A 16,645-nucleotide genomic window follows, 5' to 3' on the forward strand; every position below is an offset into this window, starting at 1 on the left:
ATCAGGACATCCCCGGAAGGAATTGAATGATGAGGTCGATGATCTTGATGCCGATGAAGGGCGTGACGATGCCGCCCAGGCCGTAGACGAGCAGGTTGCGGCTGAGCAGCTTGGAGGCGCTGCTGGGCCGGTAGGCGACCCCCCGCAGGGACAGCGGGATCAGGGCGATGATGATCAGGGCGTTGAAGATGACCGCGGACAGGATCGCGGTCTGCGGGCTGTGCAGCCGCATGACGTTGAGCAGGTCCAGGCCCGGGTAGAGCGCGACGAACATCGCGGGGATGATCGCGAAGTACTTGGCGATGTCGTTGGCGATGGAGAAGGTGGTCAGCGCCCCGCGGGTGATGAGCAACTGCTTGCCGATCTCCACGATCTCGATGAGCTTCGTGGGGTCGGAGTCGAGGTCGACCATGTTGCCGGCCTCTTTGGCGGCGGACGTCCCGGTGTTCATCGCGACGCCGACGTCGGCCTGCGCGAGGGCGGGGGCGTCGTTGGTGCCGTCCCCGGTCATCGCGACCAGCTTGCCGCCCTCCTGTTCCCTTTTGATGAGGGCGAGCTTGTCCTCGGGGGTCGCCTCGGCCAGGAAGTCGTCGACGCCGGCCTCGTCGGCGATGGCCTTGGCGGTGAGGGGGTTGTCGCCGGTGATCATGACGGTGCGGATGCCCATGGTGCGCATCTCGGCGAACCGCTCGCGCATGCCGTGCTTGACGACGTCCTTGAGGTGGATGACGCCGAGCACCCGCGCCTGCCCGGCGGCGACCTCCCCGACGACCAGCGGGGTGCCGCCGGAGGCGGAGATCCCGTCGACGACCTGCCCGAGCTGCGGCGGGACCAGGCCGCCCTGCTCGCGGACCCAGTCCGCGACCGCGGTGGCCGCGCCCTTGCGCAGCAGGTGACCCGAGCCCGCATCGGAGCCGCCCAGGTCGACGCCCGACATCCGGGTCTGCGCGGTGAACGGCACCCAGGCGGCATGGCTGAGCTCACCCGGGGAGCGCTCCCGCAGCCCGTACCACTGCTTGGCGTAGACCACGATCGAGCGGCCCTCGGGCGTCTCGTCGGCCAGGCTGGACAACTGGGCGGCGTCGGCCAGCTCGTCCTCGGTGACACCGCCGACCGGGACGAACTCCGAGGCCTGCCGGTTTCCCAGGGTGATCGTGCCGGTCTTGTCCAGCAGCAGCGTGTTGACGTCTCCGGCGGCCTCGACGGCCCGGCCGGACATCGCCAGGACGTTGCGCTGCACCAGTCGGTCCATGCCGGCGATGCCGATCGCCGACAGCAGTGCCCCGATGGTGGTGGGGATCAGGCACACCAGCAGCGAGACCATGACGATGCCGGTCACACCATGGTTGTCGAGTGCCGAGGTGTCCGGGACGCCCGGGTTGCCGGCCTTGGAGAAGATGGCCAGTGGCTGGAGGGTCGCGACCGCGAAGACGAAGATGATCGTGAGTGCGGCCAGCAGGATGTTGAGGGCGATCTCGTTCGGGGTCTTCTGCCGGTTCGCTCCCTCGACCAGGGCGATCATCCGGTCGATGAAGCTCTCGCCGGGCTTCTGGGTGATCTTGACGATGATCCGGTCCGACAGCACCTTGGTGCCGCCGGTGACCGCGGAACGGTCACCGCCGGACTCCCTGATGACGGGAGCGGACTCGCCGGTGATCGCCGACTCGTCGACCGACGCGATGCCCTCGACGACGTCGCCGTCACCGGGGATGACCTCGCCGGCCTCCACGGCCACGAAGTCGCCCTGCTGGAGCAGGGGAGCCGGCAGGTACTCCTCACCGGCCGTACGGCCCGGAGCCCAGCCGGTGAGGCGGCGGGCCATCATGTCGGTCTTGGCCTTGCGGAGGGTGTCGGCCTGGGCTTTGCCGCGGCCTTCGGCGACGGCTTCGGCGAGGTTGGCGAACACGACGGTCGCCCACAGCCAGCACACGATCGCCCAGGAGAAGAAGGACGGGTCCTTGACCGCCAGCACGGTGGACCACACCGCGCCGATCTCCACGATGAACATCACCGGGTTGCGCCACAGCGTGCGCGGGTCGAGTTTGCGCAGCGCGTCCGGCAGTGACCTGAGCAGCATCGCGGGATCGAGCAGCCCGCCCTGGACCCGGCCCGGGGACACCGGAGCCGACGGCTCCGGACCCGAGGGCGAGACTTGCATGGTTCGGGTGGACATCTAGTGGATTCCTTCTGCCAGCGGCCCGAGCGCGAGCGCGGGCAGGAACGTGAGGGCGACGAGGATGACCGTCACGCCGGCGACCATGCCGACGAACTGCGGCCGGTGGGTGGGCAGGGTGCCCGCCGACCCCGGCGTGGTGCCCTGCCTGGCCAGCGAACCGGCCAGTGCGAGAACGAAGATCATGGGTAGGAACCGGCCGAACACCATGGCCAGGCCGAGGGCGGTGTTGTACCACTGCGTGTTGACGGTGATCCCGGCGAACGCGGACCCGTTGTTGTTGGCCGCCGAGGTGAACGCGTACAGCACCTCCGACAGGCCGTGCGGGCCGGTGTTGAGCATCCCCGCCCGCTCGCCCGGCAACGCCATCGCCACCGCCGTACCCACCAGCACGATCAGGGGGGTGATCAGGAAGTAGGAGGAGGCGAGCTTGATCTCGCGGGGGGTGATCTTCTTGCCGAGGTACTCCGGGGTCCGGCCGACCATGAGCCCGGCCACGAACACCGTGATCACCGCGAGGATGAGCATCCCGTACAGCCCCGAACCCGTACCGCCCGGCGCGACCTCACCCAGCTGCATGTTGAACATCGTCATCATGCCGCCGAGGCTGGTGTAGGAGTCGTGGAAGGAGTTCACCGCCCCGGTCGAGGTCAGGGTGGTACCGGCCGCGAACGTCGCCGAGTCCGCCACGCCGAACCGCTGGTCGACGCCCTCCATCGAGGAGCCGATCGCGGTCGGCACCGTGCCGTGGTGCTGAAGCTGGAACACGTTCGTCAACGTGATGCTCAGGATCGCCAGGATCCCCATCACCGAGACGATGGCGTATCCCTGCTTGTTGCTGCCGACCATCCGCCCGAAGGTGCGCGGCAGCGAGAACGCGATGACCATCAGCAGGAAGATCTCCAGCCAGTTGGTCCAGGTCGCCGGGTTCTCGAACGGGTGCGCGGAGTTGACGTTGTAGAACCCGCCGCCGTTGGTGCCCAGCTCCTTGATCGCCTCCTGCGAGGCGACGGGCCCGCCGGTGATCGTTTGCTTGATGCCGCCCAGGGTGTCGGCGACCTGGGAGTGCAGGTGGAAGTTCTGGATCGCACCGCCGGCGATCAGCACGATCGCCGCGACGAACGCGATCGGCAGCAGGATCCGCAGGGTGCCGCGGACCAGGTCCACCCAGAAGTTGCCCAGCTCGCTGGTGTGCCTGCGGGCGAAACCCCGCACGAGCGCGATCGCGACGGCCATGCCGACGGCGGCGGACACGAAGTTCTGTACCGCCAGGCCGGCCATCTGCACCAGGTGCCCCTGGGTGGACTCGCCCGAGTACGCCTGCCAGTTGGTGTTGGTGACGAAGCTGATCGCGGTGTTCCACGACAGATCCGGGGTCACCGTGGTGCCCGGATCGACCAGGTGCAGCCACAGGTACTTCTGCAGTAGCTGGAACCCGAAAAGGAACAGCACGCTGACGGCCGAGAACGCCAGCACGCTACGGGCGTAGGCGCCCCAGGTCTGCTCGGTCGCGGGCTCGGCGCCGATCAGCCGGTACAGCACCCGCTCGACGCGCGAGTGCCGCGTACCGGAGTAGACGCGGTACATGTAGTCGCCCAGCGGCCGGTACACCAGCGCCAGAGCGAGCACGAGGGAGCCGGCGAAGACGATCCCGGCAGTCGCGGTGCTCACTAGAACTTCTCCGGGAACAGCAGGGCGACGACGAGGAAGACGGCGAGCAGCACCGAGAGGATGAGGCCGACGAGGTTGTCGACGTTCACAGTTTCTCCACCGCCATCTGAACCAGGCCGAGCAGGACGAAGACCGCCACCGTCAGCACGATGAACACCAGGACAGCCATTTCTCGTTTCCTTGATCAGATCGCCGAGGCGGGCCGCCGGCGGACCATTCCGCGTACACCACGGTGCGCCGGCATCGCCCGCACCGGCTGGCGATACCCGCCGTGCCCCGCAGCGGGGGCACCGTCAAGGAGTAAAACGCCTGATAAGGGGCCGATCGTGGGGTCTTGACGGTTCCTTATCGCGGGCCGCTCCCGCCTTAACGACCTCCTAACGCCCCGGCCCCTCCGGACGCGGGAGCGGCGTCGGCGCCGGAACCGACCGGCCGCCCACGCAGGTCGGGCCACCGCGTCAAGGCCGCGTCAGGGATGGGCGCTGCGCCGTATTGATCCCGTAACGGACCGCTAAAAGCCCCCAAAACGTACTTAGCGTGAGCCTGTCCGATCGCTGGTGAGATCGCTTGTGAACAGGAGCACAAAATCATGGAGGATGCGGAAGAGCCGCTCTTCGTCCCGGTACGCCGCTCGGCCGCGGGAACGGTGACCCCGCTGACCGCGCGTCTGCCCGAGGGGCCGCGGGTCGGGATCGCCTTCACCTCGCGGGAGGCGCTGCAGGCCGCCGCGCGACCGGCCCAGGACTGGATCCGGCTGGCCGAGGACGCACTGCGCGGGCTACTGGTCCCGCTGGGGATCGCCCGGATCCAGGTCGACCCGGTGCTGATCGTGGCCGACCTGGCCCAGACCGCGCGGGTCAGGAACGTCCCGCGGCCCGCGCCGGTGGCCGCACCTGCGGTGACCGGGCTCGGCCGGCCGTCGCCGGCCGCCGTGGGCGCCGCCCGCGCGACGATCGGCACGAGCCGATGACGCGCATCTACGCCCTGCCCGGCACGCTCGACGACGATCTGCCGTCGGCCATCGTCACCACACCGAGCGGCCGCCCCGGCGCCGTCGAGGCCTTCGCCCGCATCCGGCTGGCGGCCGAGACCGTACCGGAGGTCTTCGAAGCCTGGCTGCTGTGCCGGTCCGCCGTCTGCGGCGTGTGGTCGCTCGCCGGCGATTTCGACTACGAGGTCAGGCTGGTCTGCGCGACCCCTGACGAACTCGCGGCGGAGGTCCGGGCGATACGCCTGTTCGGTGCCGACGAGACCGACACCTGCCTGCTGCTCCGCGAGGTCGCGGCGCGGACATCGATGTACCACGGAGGCGACTGACATGCTCGTGACCAAGGACAGGGAACTCCTGGACGCCCGGGTGTGGCCGGCCACCGCGCGGCCCGCCGAGGACGGCGACCTCGTGGTCGGCGGAGTACGGCTGAGCGAGATCGCGCATCGGTACGGCACCCCGGTCCAGGTTCTGGACCAGGCCGACGTCCGCCGCCGGTGCCGGGACTTCCGCAGGGCGTTCCCCGATGCGGAGATCGCCTATGCCGGCAAGGCGTTCCTGTGCCGGGCCATGGCCCGGTGGATCGCCGCGGAAGGACTCTCGCTCGATGTCTGCTCCGCCGGTGAACTCGCGGTGGCACGCTCCACCGGCTTTCCCGCCGGGCGGATCCTCATGCACGGCAACGGCAAGACGCCCGACGATCTCAAGGCCGCCCAGGAGTACGGCATCGGCCGGATCGTCGTCGACTCCGCCGCGGAGATCACCCGGCTCGCCGCGCTCACCCATGTGGAGCGGCGCGCCCAGGGGCTGCTGGTGCGCGTGACGCCCGGTATCGACGGGCACACCCACACGGCCATGGCCACCGGGATCGAGGACCAGAAGTTCGGCTTCTCGCTGGCCTCCGGGGCCGCCGCCGACGCCGTACGCCGGGTGCTCGCCCAGCGCGGGCTCACCCTCCTCGGCCTGCACTGCCACATCGGCTCGCAGATCGCCGGCATCGAGGCCTACCGGCAGGCCGCCCGCAGGATGGTGGACCTGCTCGCGGCGATCCGCGACGAGCACGGTGTGGTGCTGTCCCAGCTCGACCTGGGCGGCGGCTTCGCGGTGCCGTACCTGCCCGGAGACGAAGGGCTGGACCCGGCCGCCCTGGCCGGCCCGCTGCTGGCCGCCGTACGGTCGGCCTGCGCCGCCCACCGCCTTCCGGTGCCGCGCATCACCCTGGAACCGGGCCGGGCCATCAGCGCCCGTGCCGGCAGCACCCTCTACCGGGTGCTGGGGGTCAAACACGGCGCGACCGGCCGGATCTTCGTCACCGTCAACGGCGGCATGAGCGACAACCCACGGCCCAGCCTGTACGGCGCCCGCTACACGGCTCGGCTGGTCGGGCGCAGGTCCGCCGCCGGGGACCGGACCATGACCGTCGTCGGGCGGCACTGCGAGGCGGGCGACGTGCTGGTGCACGATGTGCGTCTGCCCGCGGATCTGCGTCCCGGTGACCTGCTGGCCGTCCCCTGTACGGGGGCCTACCACCACTCGATGGCCTCCAACTACAACCTGGTCGGCAGGCCCCCGGTCGTCGCCGTGCACGACGGCGGCAGCAGGCTGCTGATCCGCCGCGAGACCGAGGCCGACCTGCTCCGCCGCGACGTCGGCTGAGTCCCGTGATGCACCTGGTTGCGCGGGGACTCCCCGGGGGAGAGCGGCACTGAATAGGGTGTCGAGTGGTGGGCGGCTCCGGCATCCGTGAGCATCCGTTTCCGGCGCCCGGCCGGTCCGCAACGATTGACCCTCGGCACGATCGGAGCATCCCGTGGCCTCTCGTCTCAACCCGTACATCAGCTTCGCCGGTAACGCGCGGCAAGCCATGGAGTTCTACCAGAGTGTCCTGGGCGGCACCCTGACGCTGAACACCTTCGGTGAGTCCGGCATGCAGGACCCCGTCCTGGCCGACAAGATCATGCATGCCATGCTCGAGACCGACAGCGGTTTCACCCTCATGGCCTCCGACCCCCCGCCGGGGATGGAGGTCCGCCCCGGTGACAACATCGCGGTCTCCCTGAGCGGGGACGACGCCGAGGAGCTGCGCGGCTACTGGGCGAAGCTGTCCGAGAGCGGCACCGTCTCGGTCCCCCTGGAGAAGCAGATGTGGGGCGACGAGTTCGGCGCGTGCGTGGACCGGTTCGGCATCTCCTGGATGGTCAACATCGGTCAGCAGGCCTGACCCGCCGACCGCTGGTCCCGCCCTGGTCCCGTCCTGGACGGCGGCGGCCGAGGCGGCTGCTCCCCGCGCCTACCGGGCCGGGGGGTCCTCGAGCGTGTCGCGGGCGGCTTGGATCAGTTGCCGGGCCGATTGCAGGCCACCGGGCCGGTGATCGTCGCGCCCGACCAGGCGCAGCAGGATCGCCCGGGCCGTCGGGCGACGCGCGGGGTCCTTCTCCAGGCACTGGAGGATCAGGCCCCGGAGCCGGGGTTCGAGCTCGCCGACCTCGGGGGGATCGTCGAGAATGCGGCGCATCACCGCCGGAACGCGGTCGTCGCCGAACGGAGGCCTGCCCGTGGCCGCATAGACGATCACGCACGCCCAGGCGAACACGTCGGCGGGAGGCCCGACGGGCTCGCTCCGGAACTGCTCGGGCGGCATGTAGGAGGGGGTCCCGATCAGGCCGTGCGTGATGGTGGCGTCGCCGCCCTCCAGGGCGCGTGCGATTCCGAAGTCGATGACGCGCGGCCCGTCCGGGCCGAGCAGCACGTTGCCGGGCTTGAAGTCGCGATGCACGATCCCCGCGTCGTGGATCGCCATCAGCGCCGTGGCCGTGTACACCGCGAGCCGGTACAGCGCGGTGGCCGGGCGGGGGCCCCGGGCCCGGACGTCCTCCTGCAGGGACGGCCCGGCCACGTACTCGCTCACGATGTACGGGAACTCCCCGGACAGATCGGCGTCGAGGACCCGCGCGATGCAGAACGCGGCGACCTTACGGGCCGACTCCGCCTCCCGGGTGAGCCGCTCCCGGAACTGCCCGTTCGACACCCAGTCATCGCGGATCACCTTGATCGCGACCTGTTCCGCGTCGTCGCCCTTGGCGAGGTAGACCACCCCCTGCCCGCCCGCCCCCAGCCGGGCGGTCAGCCGGTACGGCCCGAGCCGGTCAGGATCACCGGGTCGTAGCGAACCGTCCACCGGGGTCGCCGCCGCACCCCGCCGCGGCCGGTTCGGGAGCCGCCCCCTGATCGTGGCGGCCTTGAGCTCCATCCGCTCGCGGGCTTCGGCGGCCCGCTGCTCCAGCTCGACACGGGTCTGCTGCTCGATCGCATCCTGCAGGGCCGCGGGCGGTTCGATCGACTTCAGCTGCGATCGGTGGACCCGCAGGCCCCATTTCGAGGAGTACTCGTCGAGCTCCGCCCGGATGGCTGATTCGATCGCGTCCCGGGAGGCCAGGGCGGTCTCGATGTCCATCTCCCCGATGGTGCGGCGCAGCGTCGTGACGGCCAGCTGCTCGATCGCATGGACGTGGTTGGCGACGTCGTAGGTCGTGGCCACCGGATCGGTGACCTGGAACCACACGACGTGATCGATCGACAGCACCAGGCTGTCGCTGGTGATGACCGGTTGCGGCGGAAAACTGATCACTTGTTCGCGCAGGTCGACCCGCGTGCGCACCCGGTCGAGGAGCGGTACGACGAGGTGGACGCCGCGTTCCTGCGTCCGGCGGTAGCGCCCCAGCCGTTCGATGATGTCCACGTGGGCCTGCGGGACGACGTGGACGGAGCGGTACACCAGGGCGGTGGCGACCGCCGTTCCCAGCAGCCAGTACAGCAACGACGCGCTCATGAGGTTCCGGGTGGTCGTTCGGATGTCGGACCATTCGACCATAGAAGCGCCGGGCCCGTTCCGCCGGTCGCGCGTCATTCCGCGTCGATGACCAGTGCCGGATGGCGGGGATCGTCCACCCTGACCACGAGGTCCGCGGTCCGCAGCGGCCGGACCTGCTCGTGGTAGCGGGCGTACGCGGGCAGCGTCCAGGCCTGGTCCGCCGCCGTGCGGCGGGCCAATGCCCCGGCTGACAGGCTCAGGTGGACGGTCAGGTCGAACGGAAGTCCCCGGCCGAGCAGCAGCGCGCCGTCCAGCACCAGGATGCCGCCGACCGGAAGGACCACGTACGGCGCACGGGCGGACCGGTCGAGGGCGCTGTCCCACAGGCGGGGCAGCACCCTTCCCGTGCCGCCGGGCGCCAGGGGGGCCAGCACCTCCCGGACGAGACCGCCCACGTCCAGCCAGTCGTCGTAGTAGACGTCGGGGTCGTACCGCCCGAACTCGTAGCGCAGCGAGGCCGGCCGCAGGAAGTCGCGCGCCGACACCCGTACGACCTCCCGGCCCCGGGCGCGCATCGGGCCGACCAGGGCGTCGGCGAGTTTCTCCGGCAGCGCGGCCGGGGGCCCGTCGACCGCGACGCGCAGCCGGCCCTCGCGCGGAGTCGCCGCCAACCGGTCGCACAGCTCCTCGACCACGAGCTCGGGAGAGATCGGTCGTGCCCGCATTCCCTCATCCTGCAGCATCCGCCGGTGATCGTCGGTGGCGCCCTTCCCGGGGGAGCTCGCCTCGGCGCGGCGGCGGACATTCGCCTGGACAGACGCCGTGCCGGTCTGTCACCATGCCGGACATGATCGTGAGAAAGGACGAGACCACCGTCATCCGGTGAGCGCTCTCGTGCAGCGGGAAGCTGCTGAAATTCGCGAAGAATGGCTGGGCCGGGCGTCGTCGACGCTGCCCGCCGACCGTCCGGCCGCGCAGGCCGCCATCTCCGGGCTGTACCGCCTGATCGGGCTCGCTCCACCGCGTTTCCACTGGGTCGCCTCACCGGTCGCGGCCCTGGCGACCGTACCGCCGGGTGTCCGGCCACGGCCTTCGGAGACCGCCGAGCGCCTGTCCGAATGGCCGTTGCCACGCCGGTTCGCGGCGCTGATGAGGGAACTGTGCCGCGAGCTCGACGCCCAGGTCAGATGGGTCCATCAGCCGATGGACCGGCTGATCCGCCAGAAGGTCCGCAGCCCGCTCTCGCGGTCCTCCAGTTCGCTGTCCATGCCGCTGCGGGCGGCGCACGACACCGGATATCACCCGGGAGGCTGGTACGGGACGCAGTGCGTCTCCTGGATCGCCCACTATGACGCCCTGCGCCGGGTGGCCGGTGCGGTCTTCACCGCCGAGCAGACCCGGCGGTTCGAGCTGTGGGCGGCAGTGGCCCGGTCGTGCCGCTGGTGGTGGCCCCGTGAGGGCGTGTGCGTCATCTCCGAGCGGCCCCTCGCCGTGCACACGGAAGTGTGCGGCGACGAGGGCGAGGTGCGGTTGCACAGGCCGGACGGCCCCGCGGTGCGGTACCCGGACGGGTGGGACGCGTACGCCTGGCACGGGACGCACGTGCCCGGCTGGGTGATCGCCGATCCGAGCGTCGCGCGGATCAGCCGGGAGGCCAACGTCGAGGTCAGGCGGTGCGCGATCGAGCACCTCGGCTGGGCGTCCTACATCGACCAGGCCGGGCTGCGGCTGGTCGCCTCCGCGCGGGACCCGGGCAACCCCGGCTCGGACCTGCACCTCTACGACCTGCGGCAGCGGACCAGGGTGCTCCTCGCCGTCAACGGGTCCGTCGAACGCGACGGGCGCCGCCGCCGGTACGGGCTGACCGTGCCGGGCTTCTTCGACGATCCCGTCGCCGCCGCCGCGTGGACCTACGGGCTGTCCGCCGAGCAGTACTCCCTTCTCGTCCGCCGAACCTGAGGTGAACTCCATGACCGTGACCCTTGCTTCGCTCTCCCGGCAGACCGGGCTCGCCGTGCTCGACCACCTCGAGCAGTCGGTGACCATCCCCGTCGTCGACGGACTCCAGGCCCAGGGCGACCTCATCGTCATCCCCCTTTCCGTCATCGGCGCCTCCGTGCGGGCCTGGCCCGGAGCCGCCTGGACGGACGTCCCTCCCGAGGGGGTCGAGCTGCTGCGCGGCGCGGCCGGGGGCAACCCGCACACCCTCGTCGCAGACCCCGGCACGTGCCGGTGGACGACCGGCGTGTCGGACCCCGAGGGGTTGGCGATCGGCATCTTCGAGACCTCGGCCGCCGCCTACCTGCTGCATCCCGAGCACGGTGCCTCGGGCTGTACGCCGGGTGCCTACGTCATCCGGAGGCAGCGCGAGCACGAAGGCCACCGGGCACGCCTCGTGGCCGACTGATTCCCGGCACCCTCGTCCGGCCGTCCGTCCGTCCGTCCGTCCGTCCGGCCGTCCGTCCGTCCGGCAGGGCGGGCGGCAGGGCGGGCGGCCGCGGTCCGGACCCGCGGCCGCCCGGCCGGTCTTCGGCGCAGGCCCGGCGCGTCGTCGTCGCCGAGGCCGGAGCGGTCGGTAGAACGGTCGCAGAGCGTGGCCGGGGACTGGGGGACGGGGCCGGATGACGGATGCGGTGAACCGGCGTGAGCTGCTGCGGCGTATGGGCGGAGCGGTGGCGGGCGGTTCGCTCGCGGCGGTGACTCCGCCTGCCCGCGCACTCGCGTCCCCGGTGGCGGGTGCCTCCGTACCGCCGCGGCCGGTCGGGCCGGTGAACGCCGAGGTCGCGGCACGTCACGGCATGGCCTACAAGGCGATGCCGAGGGAGGCCACCGGTGTCGACGTCGAGTCTCTGATCACCATCGGCAGCGTCGGCGACCTGGTGTCCAGACGGGCGGCACTGATCGACTACGTGTGGAAGGGCGCGGGCCTTCCCTTCGGTGCGCCGCGCGTCAGACAGGACGTCGCGGTACCGGAACTCGCCGCGCTCCGGAGCCTGCGGCGCATCGACGAGCTGAGCGTTCCGCTCGCGCACGCGGTCTCGTCCAGGCTCTTTCACGTGCTGCCGCAGTGCGAGTGGAACCGCAGACTGGCGGTCTACCACAACGGCCATGGCGAGCCGCTCGGGACCATGCTCCGCACAACGCAGGCCCTGCTGGACCGGGGATATTCGGTACTGGCCTGCGCCATGCCGTTCAAGCATTGGAACCCCCCGTCGATCACGGAGCCGGGCGACGCGAGGAGACGGACCGTGATCACCTCCCACGATGACCTCGCCCGGTGGGAGTCGGCGGGCTTCTCGGCCCTCACCTTCTTCCTCGAGCCTGTCGCGATCGCGCTCAACCACGTGACCAGGACCTACCGGCCGACCTCGGTCCAGATGATCGGCCTGTCCGGCGGGGGATGGACCACGACCGTGTACGCGGCCATCGATCCCCGCGTCACCCGCAGCTACCCGGCGGCCGGATCCGTGCCGTTCTACCTGCGGTCGGCGCCGCCGAACGCGTGCTCCACCACCGGCGACTGGGAACAGCGCAGAGACGCCCTGCCGGGGTTCTACGCCATCGCCGGTTTTCTCGACCTGTACCTGATGGCGGCGGTGGGTCCCGGCCGCCGGCAGATACAGATCCTCAACCGCTTCGATCCCTGCTGCTTCAGCGGCGTCGGGCACCGCGGCTACGCCCCCGCGGTCAGCCACCGCGCCGCGGTCATCGGGGACGGCCACTGGGAGCTCGTCGAAGACGCCACCCACGACCGGCACACCATCTCCCCGTATGCCCTGTCGGTGATCCTGCACGACCTCGGCGTCCACGCGGACGGCTGACGGGAACGCCGCCGCGGAAGCGGCCCCGCCGGTCACCGGCGGGGCCGCCTCCGCAGCCGATCACCCGCCGGCGGTGGAGCGGCTCAGCCAGTCGTCGAAACGGGTCGGGGCGAGCCGCGCGTCATCGCCCGGAATGAGGGTGCGCTCCTTCGGCTCCGCGCCGAAGTAGCCCGCGTCGGCGTCGGTGATCACCTCGCGCTTGTCGTCGTGCGCGCTGAGACCTCGCCGGATCAGCTCGTCCAGACGGAACTGCTCGGGGCCCGCCACCTCGACGGTGCCGTTCACCGCCGGGCCCACCGCGACGTCGGCCAGCGCTCCGGCGACGTCCTCGGCCGCGAGGGGCTGGATGAGCGCGGGCGGCAGGCGAACCGTGTCGCCGTGGGTGGCGGCGTCGGCGATGGCCTTGAGGAACTCGAAGAACTGCGTCGCACGCACGATCGAGTAGGGGACCGGGGAATCCTTGATCAGCTTCTCCTGCGCGATCTTCGCACGGAAGTAGCCGCTCTCCGGGAGACGCTCGCTCCCCACGACCGACAATGCGACGTGGTGCCCCACCCCCGCGGCCGCTTCCGCGGCGAGCAGGTTGCGGGTCGAGGTCTCGAAGAACTCCAGCACCGCCGCGTCCTCCCAGGAGGGGGAGTTCGACACGTCGACGACCGCGGAGGCGCCTTCGAAGGCTTCGGCCAGCCCTTCGCCGGTGACGGAGTTGACGCCCGAGCTGGGCGACGCCGCCACCGCCTCATGACCCTGCTCGCGGAGCTTGGACACGAGCTTGGAGCCGATGAGCCCACTGCCGCCGATCACCACAATTTTCATGATCTCCCCTTCTTCGCTGTCGTCCGGCCGCCGCGGCGGCAGGACGTCTCTGCACTTCGGCCGTCTGAATCGACGGTTTTGATCAGACCTGCAGGAGGAGAGACCGGGCAGCGGCCGCGTCTGTGACAGCTGGTGCGACCACGAGTGCCGCACGCCCGGACCGGTGGGGCGGGCGCGCTCGGGGCCGGGCGTGGTGCTGTGACGTGCCTCTCACCGCGCCGGTGAGAACCTTGCGAGTTTGGCCGGGTTCATCACCCACAAGATCTGGTCGATGCCTTCCGCCGAGGCGCTGATGGTGACGAGCGCGACGACGGTCTCCCCGTGCGAGACCAGCACGCCCGGCTGCCCGTTCGCCTCCACCCAGGCGACCGTCGCTCCCGGCCAGAAGGACGGTGCGAACGCCTTGACGACCTTCGCGACGCGGGTACGGCCGATCACCGGGATCCGCGCGGCACGCACGGCGCCCCCGCCGTCCGAGTAGCTGACGACGTCCGAGGCGAGGAGCTCCTCCAGTGCGGCGAGCTCGCCTGTCCGGGCCGCGGCGATGAAGGCCTCCAGAAGCCGGCGATGCGCTGCCGAGCTCACCGGTGTGCGGCGCCCGGCGGCGATGCGTTTGCGCGCCCGGCTGACGAGCTGCCGGGTGTTGGCCTCACCCAGCTGGAGGATGGCCGCGATCTGGCCGTACGGGTAGTCGAACGACTCCCGGAGCACGTACGCCGCTCGTTCCGTGGGCGAGAGCCGCTCCAGGAGGAGCAGGACCGCGAGTTCCAGCGCCTCGCCCCGCTCGACTCCGGCTTCGGGGCCGGCGCTGGTGTCCACCGGTTCGGGAAGCCAGGTGCCGACGTACGTCTCGCGGCGCTTCCGGGCGGACTGGGCGACGTTGATCGCCAGGCGGGTCGTCGCCGTGGCGAGGAACGCCGGCGGGTCCAGGACGGCCGCGCGGTCCGTGGTCTGCCACCGTACCCAGACCTCCTGCACGATGTCCTCGGCCTCCGCCGCGCTGCCGAGCATGCGATAGGCGATGCCGAAGAGCCGGGGGCGCAGACCGTCGAAGACCGAGGCGGCCTGATCCAGTGCACTCGCCGGTGGGTGTCCTGAGTGCATGATCGCGATCGCCCCCGCCCCTTTCTGCCGTGCGATCTTTCATTTTACCGGCGAGGTGATCGGCCGTTCCCGCTGGTAGGCGCTGTGCCGGAGAGGGGAAGCCGGAGCACGAAGCGCGCTCCACCGCCGGGGGCGTCCTCGACGTGCAGGGTGCCGTGGTGGGCGTGGGCGATCTCGCGGGCGATGGCCAGGCCGAGGCCGGTCCCCCCGTCGTGGCGGGAGCGGGCGTTGTCGAGCCGGGCGAAGCGTGCGAAGACGCGCTCGCGGTCCTGGGCGGGGACGCCGGGTCCGTCGTCGGTGACGGTGAGTTCCACGCCGGCGTCCTGGTGGCGTACCTGGACCTGTATCTCGTGCCGGGCGTGTTTGCGGGCGTTGTCGAGCAGGTTGCCGACCAGCCGGTCCAGGTGGGCGGGGATCGCGTCGACGGTGACCGCGGGCGCCGTCCGCAACCGGATGTCCGGGCCGCCGGTCCGCTGGAGGGCATGGGCATGGACCGTGGCGGTGAGGTCGACGGGCCGGTGCCGGGAGGGCGTGTCGGTGGCGACCTGTACGAGCAGGAGAAGGTCGGCGGTGATCGCCTCCAGCCGGCCGACGTCACGGAGCGCCGCGCCGAGGAGCCGGGGCAGGTCGGTCTCGGCGGGGTGCAGCCGGGCCTCCTCGAGTTCGGCCCGGAGCCCGGCGAGGGGGGTGCGCAGCTCGTGGGCCGCGTCGGCGGCGAAACGGTGCTGCCAGGACGGCACCCGGTCGGTGGACGGGTCGCCGCACGTGAGTTCACAGCGAATCGAGATCATCTTTTACTCTCCCCGGAGTTCCGGCGATCGGCATGAACGGCCCTTTCTTCCAGCCGGTCACCAGCTAGGACAGGGCAGTCCCCGGGTTCGTGACAGAGCGGGCTGCGCCGGCACCGCCCAGGCCACGCCGAACCCGCAGCTAAAGTACGTGCATGTCGCTGCTCCGGACCCGGATGGTCGCCCGTGACCTGGGGGAGCCGCATCGGGTCTCCAGCCCGCTCGAACTGCTCTTCGACCTGACCTTCGTCGCCGCGGTGTCACAGATCGCGGGCCGGCTCGCCCACGCGACCGAGGAGGGCCACGGCCTGCAGGCGGCCGGGCCGTTCCTCATGGTCTTCTTCGCCATCTGGTGGGCGTGGATGAACTTCACCTGGTTCGCCTCCGCGTACGACACCGACGACGTGCTCTACCGCGTCATGACCCTGGTGCAGATGGCCGGTGTGCTCGTGCTCGCGGCCGGTGTGCCCGCGGCGTTCGAGGGCGACTTCACCGCCGTGACGATCGGCTATCTCGTCATGCGCGTCGGGCTGGTGAGCCTGTGGCTGCGAGCCGCGGTCGCGCACCCCCAGGGGCGCACGACGGCTGTTCGCTACGCGATCGGCGTCTCGTTCGTGCAGGTGCTCTGGGTGTCCCGGCTCGCCCTGCCGGGCGACGGGCCGCTCTGGGTGTACTTCGTGCTCGTGGCGCTCGACCTCTCCGTGCCCCCGATCGCGGAGCGTACGGGAGGGACGGCCTGGCACCCGCACCACATCGCCGAGCGGTACGGGCTGTTCACGATCATCCTGCTCGGCGAGAGCGTGCTCGCGGCGACGAACGCGGTGCAGGGCGCGGTCACGCATGGGCTGAGCGCCCATCTCGTCGTCATCGCGCTGGCCGGCCTCGTCATCCTCTTCGCGCTGTGGTGGATCTACTTCTCCGAGCCCGCCGGCGACGGGCTCGAGGCGCGGCGGAACACATCGTTCTTCTGGGGTACGGGCACTACCTGATATTCGCGGCGCTGGCGGCGCTCGGTGCGGGACTCGAGGCCGCGGTCGCGTCGGCCGGTGAGGGCGAGCACCACATCGAGGCGGGTGCGCAGGCCGTGGTCGCCTCGGTGGGGATTCCCGTCGCCGTGGTGCTCGTCATGCTGTGGGTGCTGCACGCTCCCCTGCACCGCAACGTGGTGCGGCCGGAGTCGATCGGCGGCGCGGCGGTGCTCGTGCTGCTCACCGCGCTCGTCGCGCCCGCCATCGGCGTCGCCGCCGGGCTCACGATCATCGCCGTGGTGCTCGTGCTCCTGCTGGGGGTGACGTTCGCACGCGAGGCCCTCCGGTCGCGGAGCCGGTGGGCTCCGGCGACCGCCGCCGAAGGGCCGGCCCCGGTGTGACGCCGTCGCGCCACTCGCCGGAGCCGGTACCGGGCTGTCGCGGTGCCGGGTCCCGCGGGACGCCCGCCCGCGCGGGGCGGGCGGGCGTCGCGGGGGAGCGGACC

At 71.1% G+C, this 16,645-nt stretch carries 17 protein-coding genes; 9 read left to right on the top strand and 8 right to left on the bottom strand.

The annotated features are described in order from the left end of the window. Position 1 precedes the first annotated feature (1 nt). From kdpB to kdpF, 3 genes are read right to left on the bottom strand one after another with little or no spacing between them, the layout of a single operon-like run. Positions 2–2,173 (bottom strand): potassium-transporting ATPase subunit KdpB, encoded by a 2,172-nt coding sequence (gene kdpB / locus ACRYCC_RS04970; RefSeq protein WP_433809161.1) that lies wholly within the window; start codon positions 2,171–2,173, stop codon positions 2–4. Continuing rightward, entirely contained in the window at positions 2,174–3,844 is a 1,671-nt protein-coding gene (kdpA, locus tag ACRYCC_RS04975) for a potassium-transporting ATPase subunit KdpA (protein WP_433809163.1), read from the bottom strand. Beyond that, positions 3,844–3,933 (bottom strand): K(+)-transporting ATPase subunit F, encoded by a 90-nt coding sequence (kdpF, locus tag ACRYCC_RS04980; protein WP_433809165.1) that lies wholly within the window; start codon positions 3,931–3,933, stop codon positions 3,844–3,846. Before kdpF ends, kdpA begins: the two co-directional genes overlap by 1 nt. Before the next feature lie 500 nt (positions 3,934–4,433). Here kdpF and ACRYCC_RS04985 point away from each other — a divergent pair, with 500 nt between their 5' ends. The 4 genes from ACRYCC_RS04985 to ACRYCC_RS05000 all read left to right on the top strand — a co-directional run bounded on the left by ACRYCC_RS04985 (position 4,434) and on the right by ACRYCC_RS05000 (position 7,053). After that, positions 4,434–4,814, top strand: coding sequence for an SAV_915 family protein (locus tag ACRYCC_RS04985; protein WP_433809167.1), 381 nt, complete (start codon positions 4,434–4,436; stop codon positions 4,812–4,814). Continuing rightward, positions 4,811–5,161 carry an Lrp/AsnC ligand binding domain-containing protein gene (locus tag ACRYCC_RS04990; RefSeq protein WP_433809169.1) on the top strand — a complete coding sequence of 117 codons (351 nt, stop codon included), beginning with the start codon at positions 4,811–4,813 and terminating at the stop codon, positions 5,159–5,161. Before ACRYCC_RS04985 ends, ACRYCC_RS04990 begins: the two co-directional genes overlap by 4 nt. Position 5,162: 1 nt before the next feature. Continuing rightward, positions 5,163–6,488: a diaminopimelate decarboxylase gene (lysA, locus tag ACRYCC_RS04995; RefSeq protein ID WP_433809171.1), complete on the top strand. Its 1,326-nt coding sequence runs from the start codon at positions 5,163–5,165 to the stop codon at positions 6,486–6,488. A gap of 154 nt (positions 6,489–6,642) precedes the next feature. Beyond that, positions 6,643–7,053, top strand: a complete 411-nt coding sequence (locus ACRYCC_RS05000) for a VOC family protein (protein ID WP_433809173.1) — start codon at positions 6,643–6,645, stop codon at positions 7,051–7,053. A gap of 69 nt (positions 7,054–7,122) precedes the next feature. Here the strand turns inward: ACRYCC_RS05000 and ACRYCC_RS05005 are convergent, their stop codons facing one another. Beyond that, positions 7,123–8,661, bottom strand: a complete 1,539-nt coding sequence (locus ACRYCC_RS05005; protein WP_433809175.1) for a protein kinase domain-containing protein — start codon at positions 8,659–8,661, stop codon at positions 7,123–7,125. 74 nt (positions 8,662–8,735) lie between these two features. Next, on the bottom strand, positions 8,736–9,368 hold the full coding sequence (locus tag ACRYCC_RS05010; protein WP_433809177.1) for a nucleoside/nucleotide kinase family protein: 633 nt from the start codon (positions 9,366–9,368) through the stop codon (positions 8,736–8,738). Positions 9,369–9,525: 157 nt separating this feature from the next. On the opposite strand from ACRYCC_RS05010, the gene ACRYCC_RS05015 reads away from it, so the two are divergent. The 3 genes from ACRYCC_RS05015 to ACRYCC_RS05025 all read left to right on the top strand — a co-directional run bounded on the left by ACRYCC_RS05015 (position 9,526) and on the right by ACRYCC_RS05025 (position 12,464). After that, positions 9,526–10,602 carry a DUF6745 domain-containing protein gene (locus ACRYCC_RS05015; protein WP_433809179.1) on the top strand — a complete coding sequence of 359 codons (1,077 nt, stop codon included), beginning with the start codon at positions 9,526–9,528 and terminating at the stop codon, positions 10,600–10,602. A 10-nt stretch (positions 10,603–10,612) separates the two neighbouring features. Next, positions 10,613–11,050: a DUF8820 family protein gene (locus ACRYCC_RS05020; RefSeq protein WP_433809181.1), complete on the top strand. Its 438-nt coding sequence runs from the start codon at positions 10,613–10,615 to the stop codon at positions 11,048–11,050. A gap of 214 nt (positions 11,051–11,264) precedes the next feature. Beyond that, positions 11,265–12,464 (top strand): hypothetical protein, encoded by a 1,200-nt coding sequence (locus tag ACRYCC_RS05025; RefSeq protein ID WP_433809183.1) that lies wholly within the window; start codon positions 11,265–11,267, stop codon positions 12,462–12,464. A 60-nt stretch (positions 12,465–12,524) separates the two neighbouring features. On the opposite strand, the gene ACRYCC_RS05030 is transcribed toward ACRYCC_RS05025, so the two are convergent. The 3 genes from ACRYCC_RS05030 to ACRYCC_RS05040 all read right to left on the bottom strand — a co-directional run bounded on the left by ACRYCC_RS05030 (position 12,525) and on the right by ACRYCC_RS05040 (position 15,175). Next, positions 12,525–13,280, bottom strand: coding sequence for an SDR family oxidoreductase (locus ACRYCC_RS05030; RefSeq protein WP_433809185.1), 756 nt, complete (start codon positions 13,278–13,280; stop codon positions 12,525–12,527). Positions 13,281–13,490: 210 nt separating this feature from the next. Further along, the gene (locus ACRYCC_RS05035; protein ID WP_433809187.1) at positions 13,491–14,384 is read right to left on the bottom strand and encodes an RNA polymerase sigma-70 factor; all 894 of its coding nucleotides are present in this window, start codon (positions 14,382–14,384) and stop codon (positions 13,491–13,493) included. 44 nt (positions 14,385–14,428) lie between these two features. Continuing rightward, positions 14,429–15,175 carry a sensor histidine kinase gene (locus tag ACRYCC_RS05040; protein WP_433809189.1) on the bottom strand — a complete coding sequence of 249 codons (747 nt, stop codon included), beginning with the start codon at positions 15,173–15,175 and terminating at the stop codon, positions 14,429–14,431. A gap of 152 nt (positions 15,176–15,327) precedes the next feature. Here ACRYCC_RS05040 and ACRYCC_RS05045 point away from each other — a divergent pair, with 152 nt between their 5' ends. Next, positions 15,328–16,161: a low temperature requirement protein A gene (locus ACRYCC_RS05045; RefSeq protein WP_433809191.1), complete on the top strand. Its 834-nt coding sequence runs from the start codon at positions 15,328–15,330 to the stop codon at positions 16,159–16,161. Beyond that, positions 16,074–16,541: a low temperature requirement protein A gene (locus ACRYCC_RS05050; protein ID WP_433809193.1), complete on the top strand. Its 468-nt coding sequence runs from the start codon at positions 16,074–16,076 to the stop codon at positions 16,539–16,541. The genes ACRYCC_RS05045 and ACRYCC_RS05050 overlap by 88 nt, the downstream gene beginning before the upstream one ends. Positions 16,542–16,645: the final 104 nt, after the last annotated feature.

The sequence above is a fragment of the Actinomadura scrupuli genome (assembly GCF_050971785.1).
Lineage (GTDB): Bacteria > Actinomycetota > Actinomycetes > Streptosporangiales > Streptosporangiaceae > Actinomadura_E > Actinomadura_E scrupuli.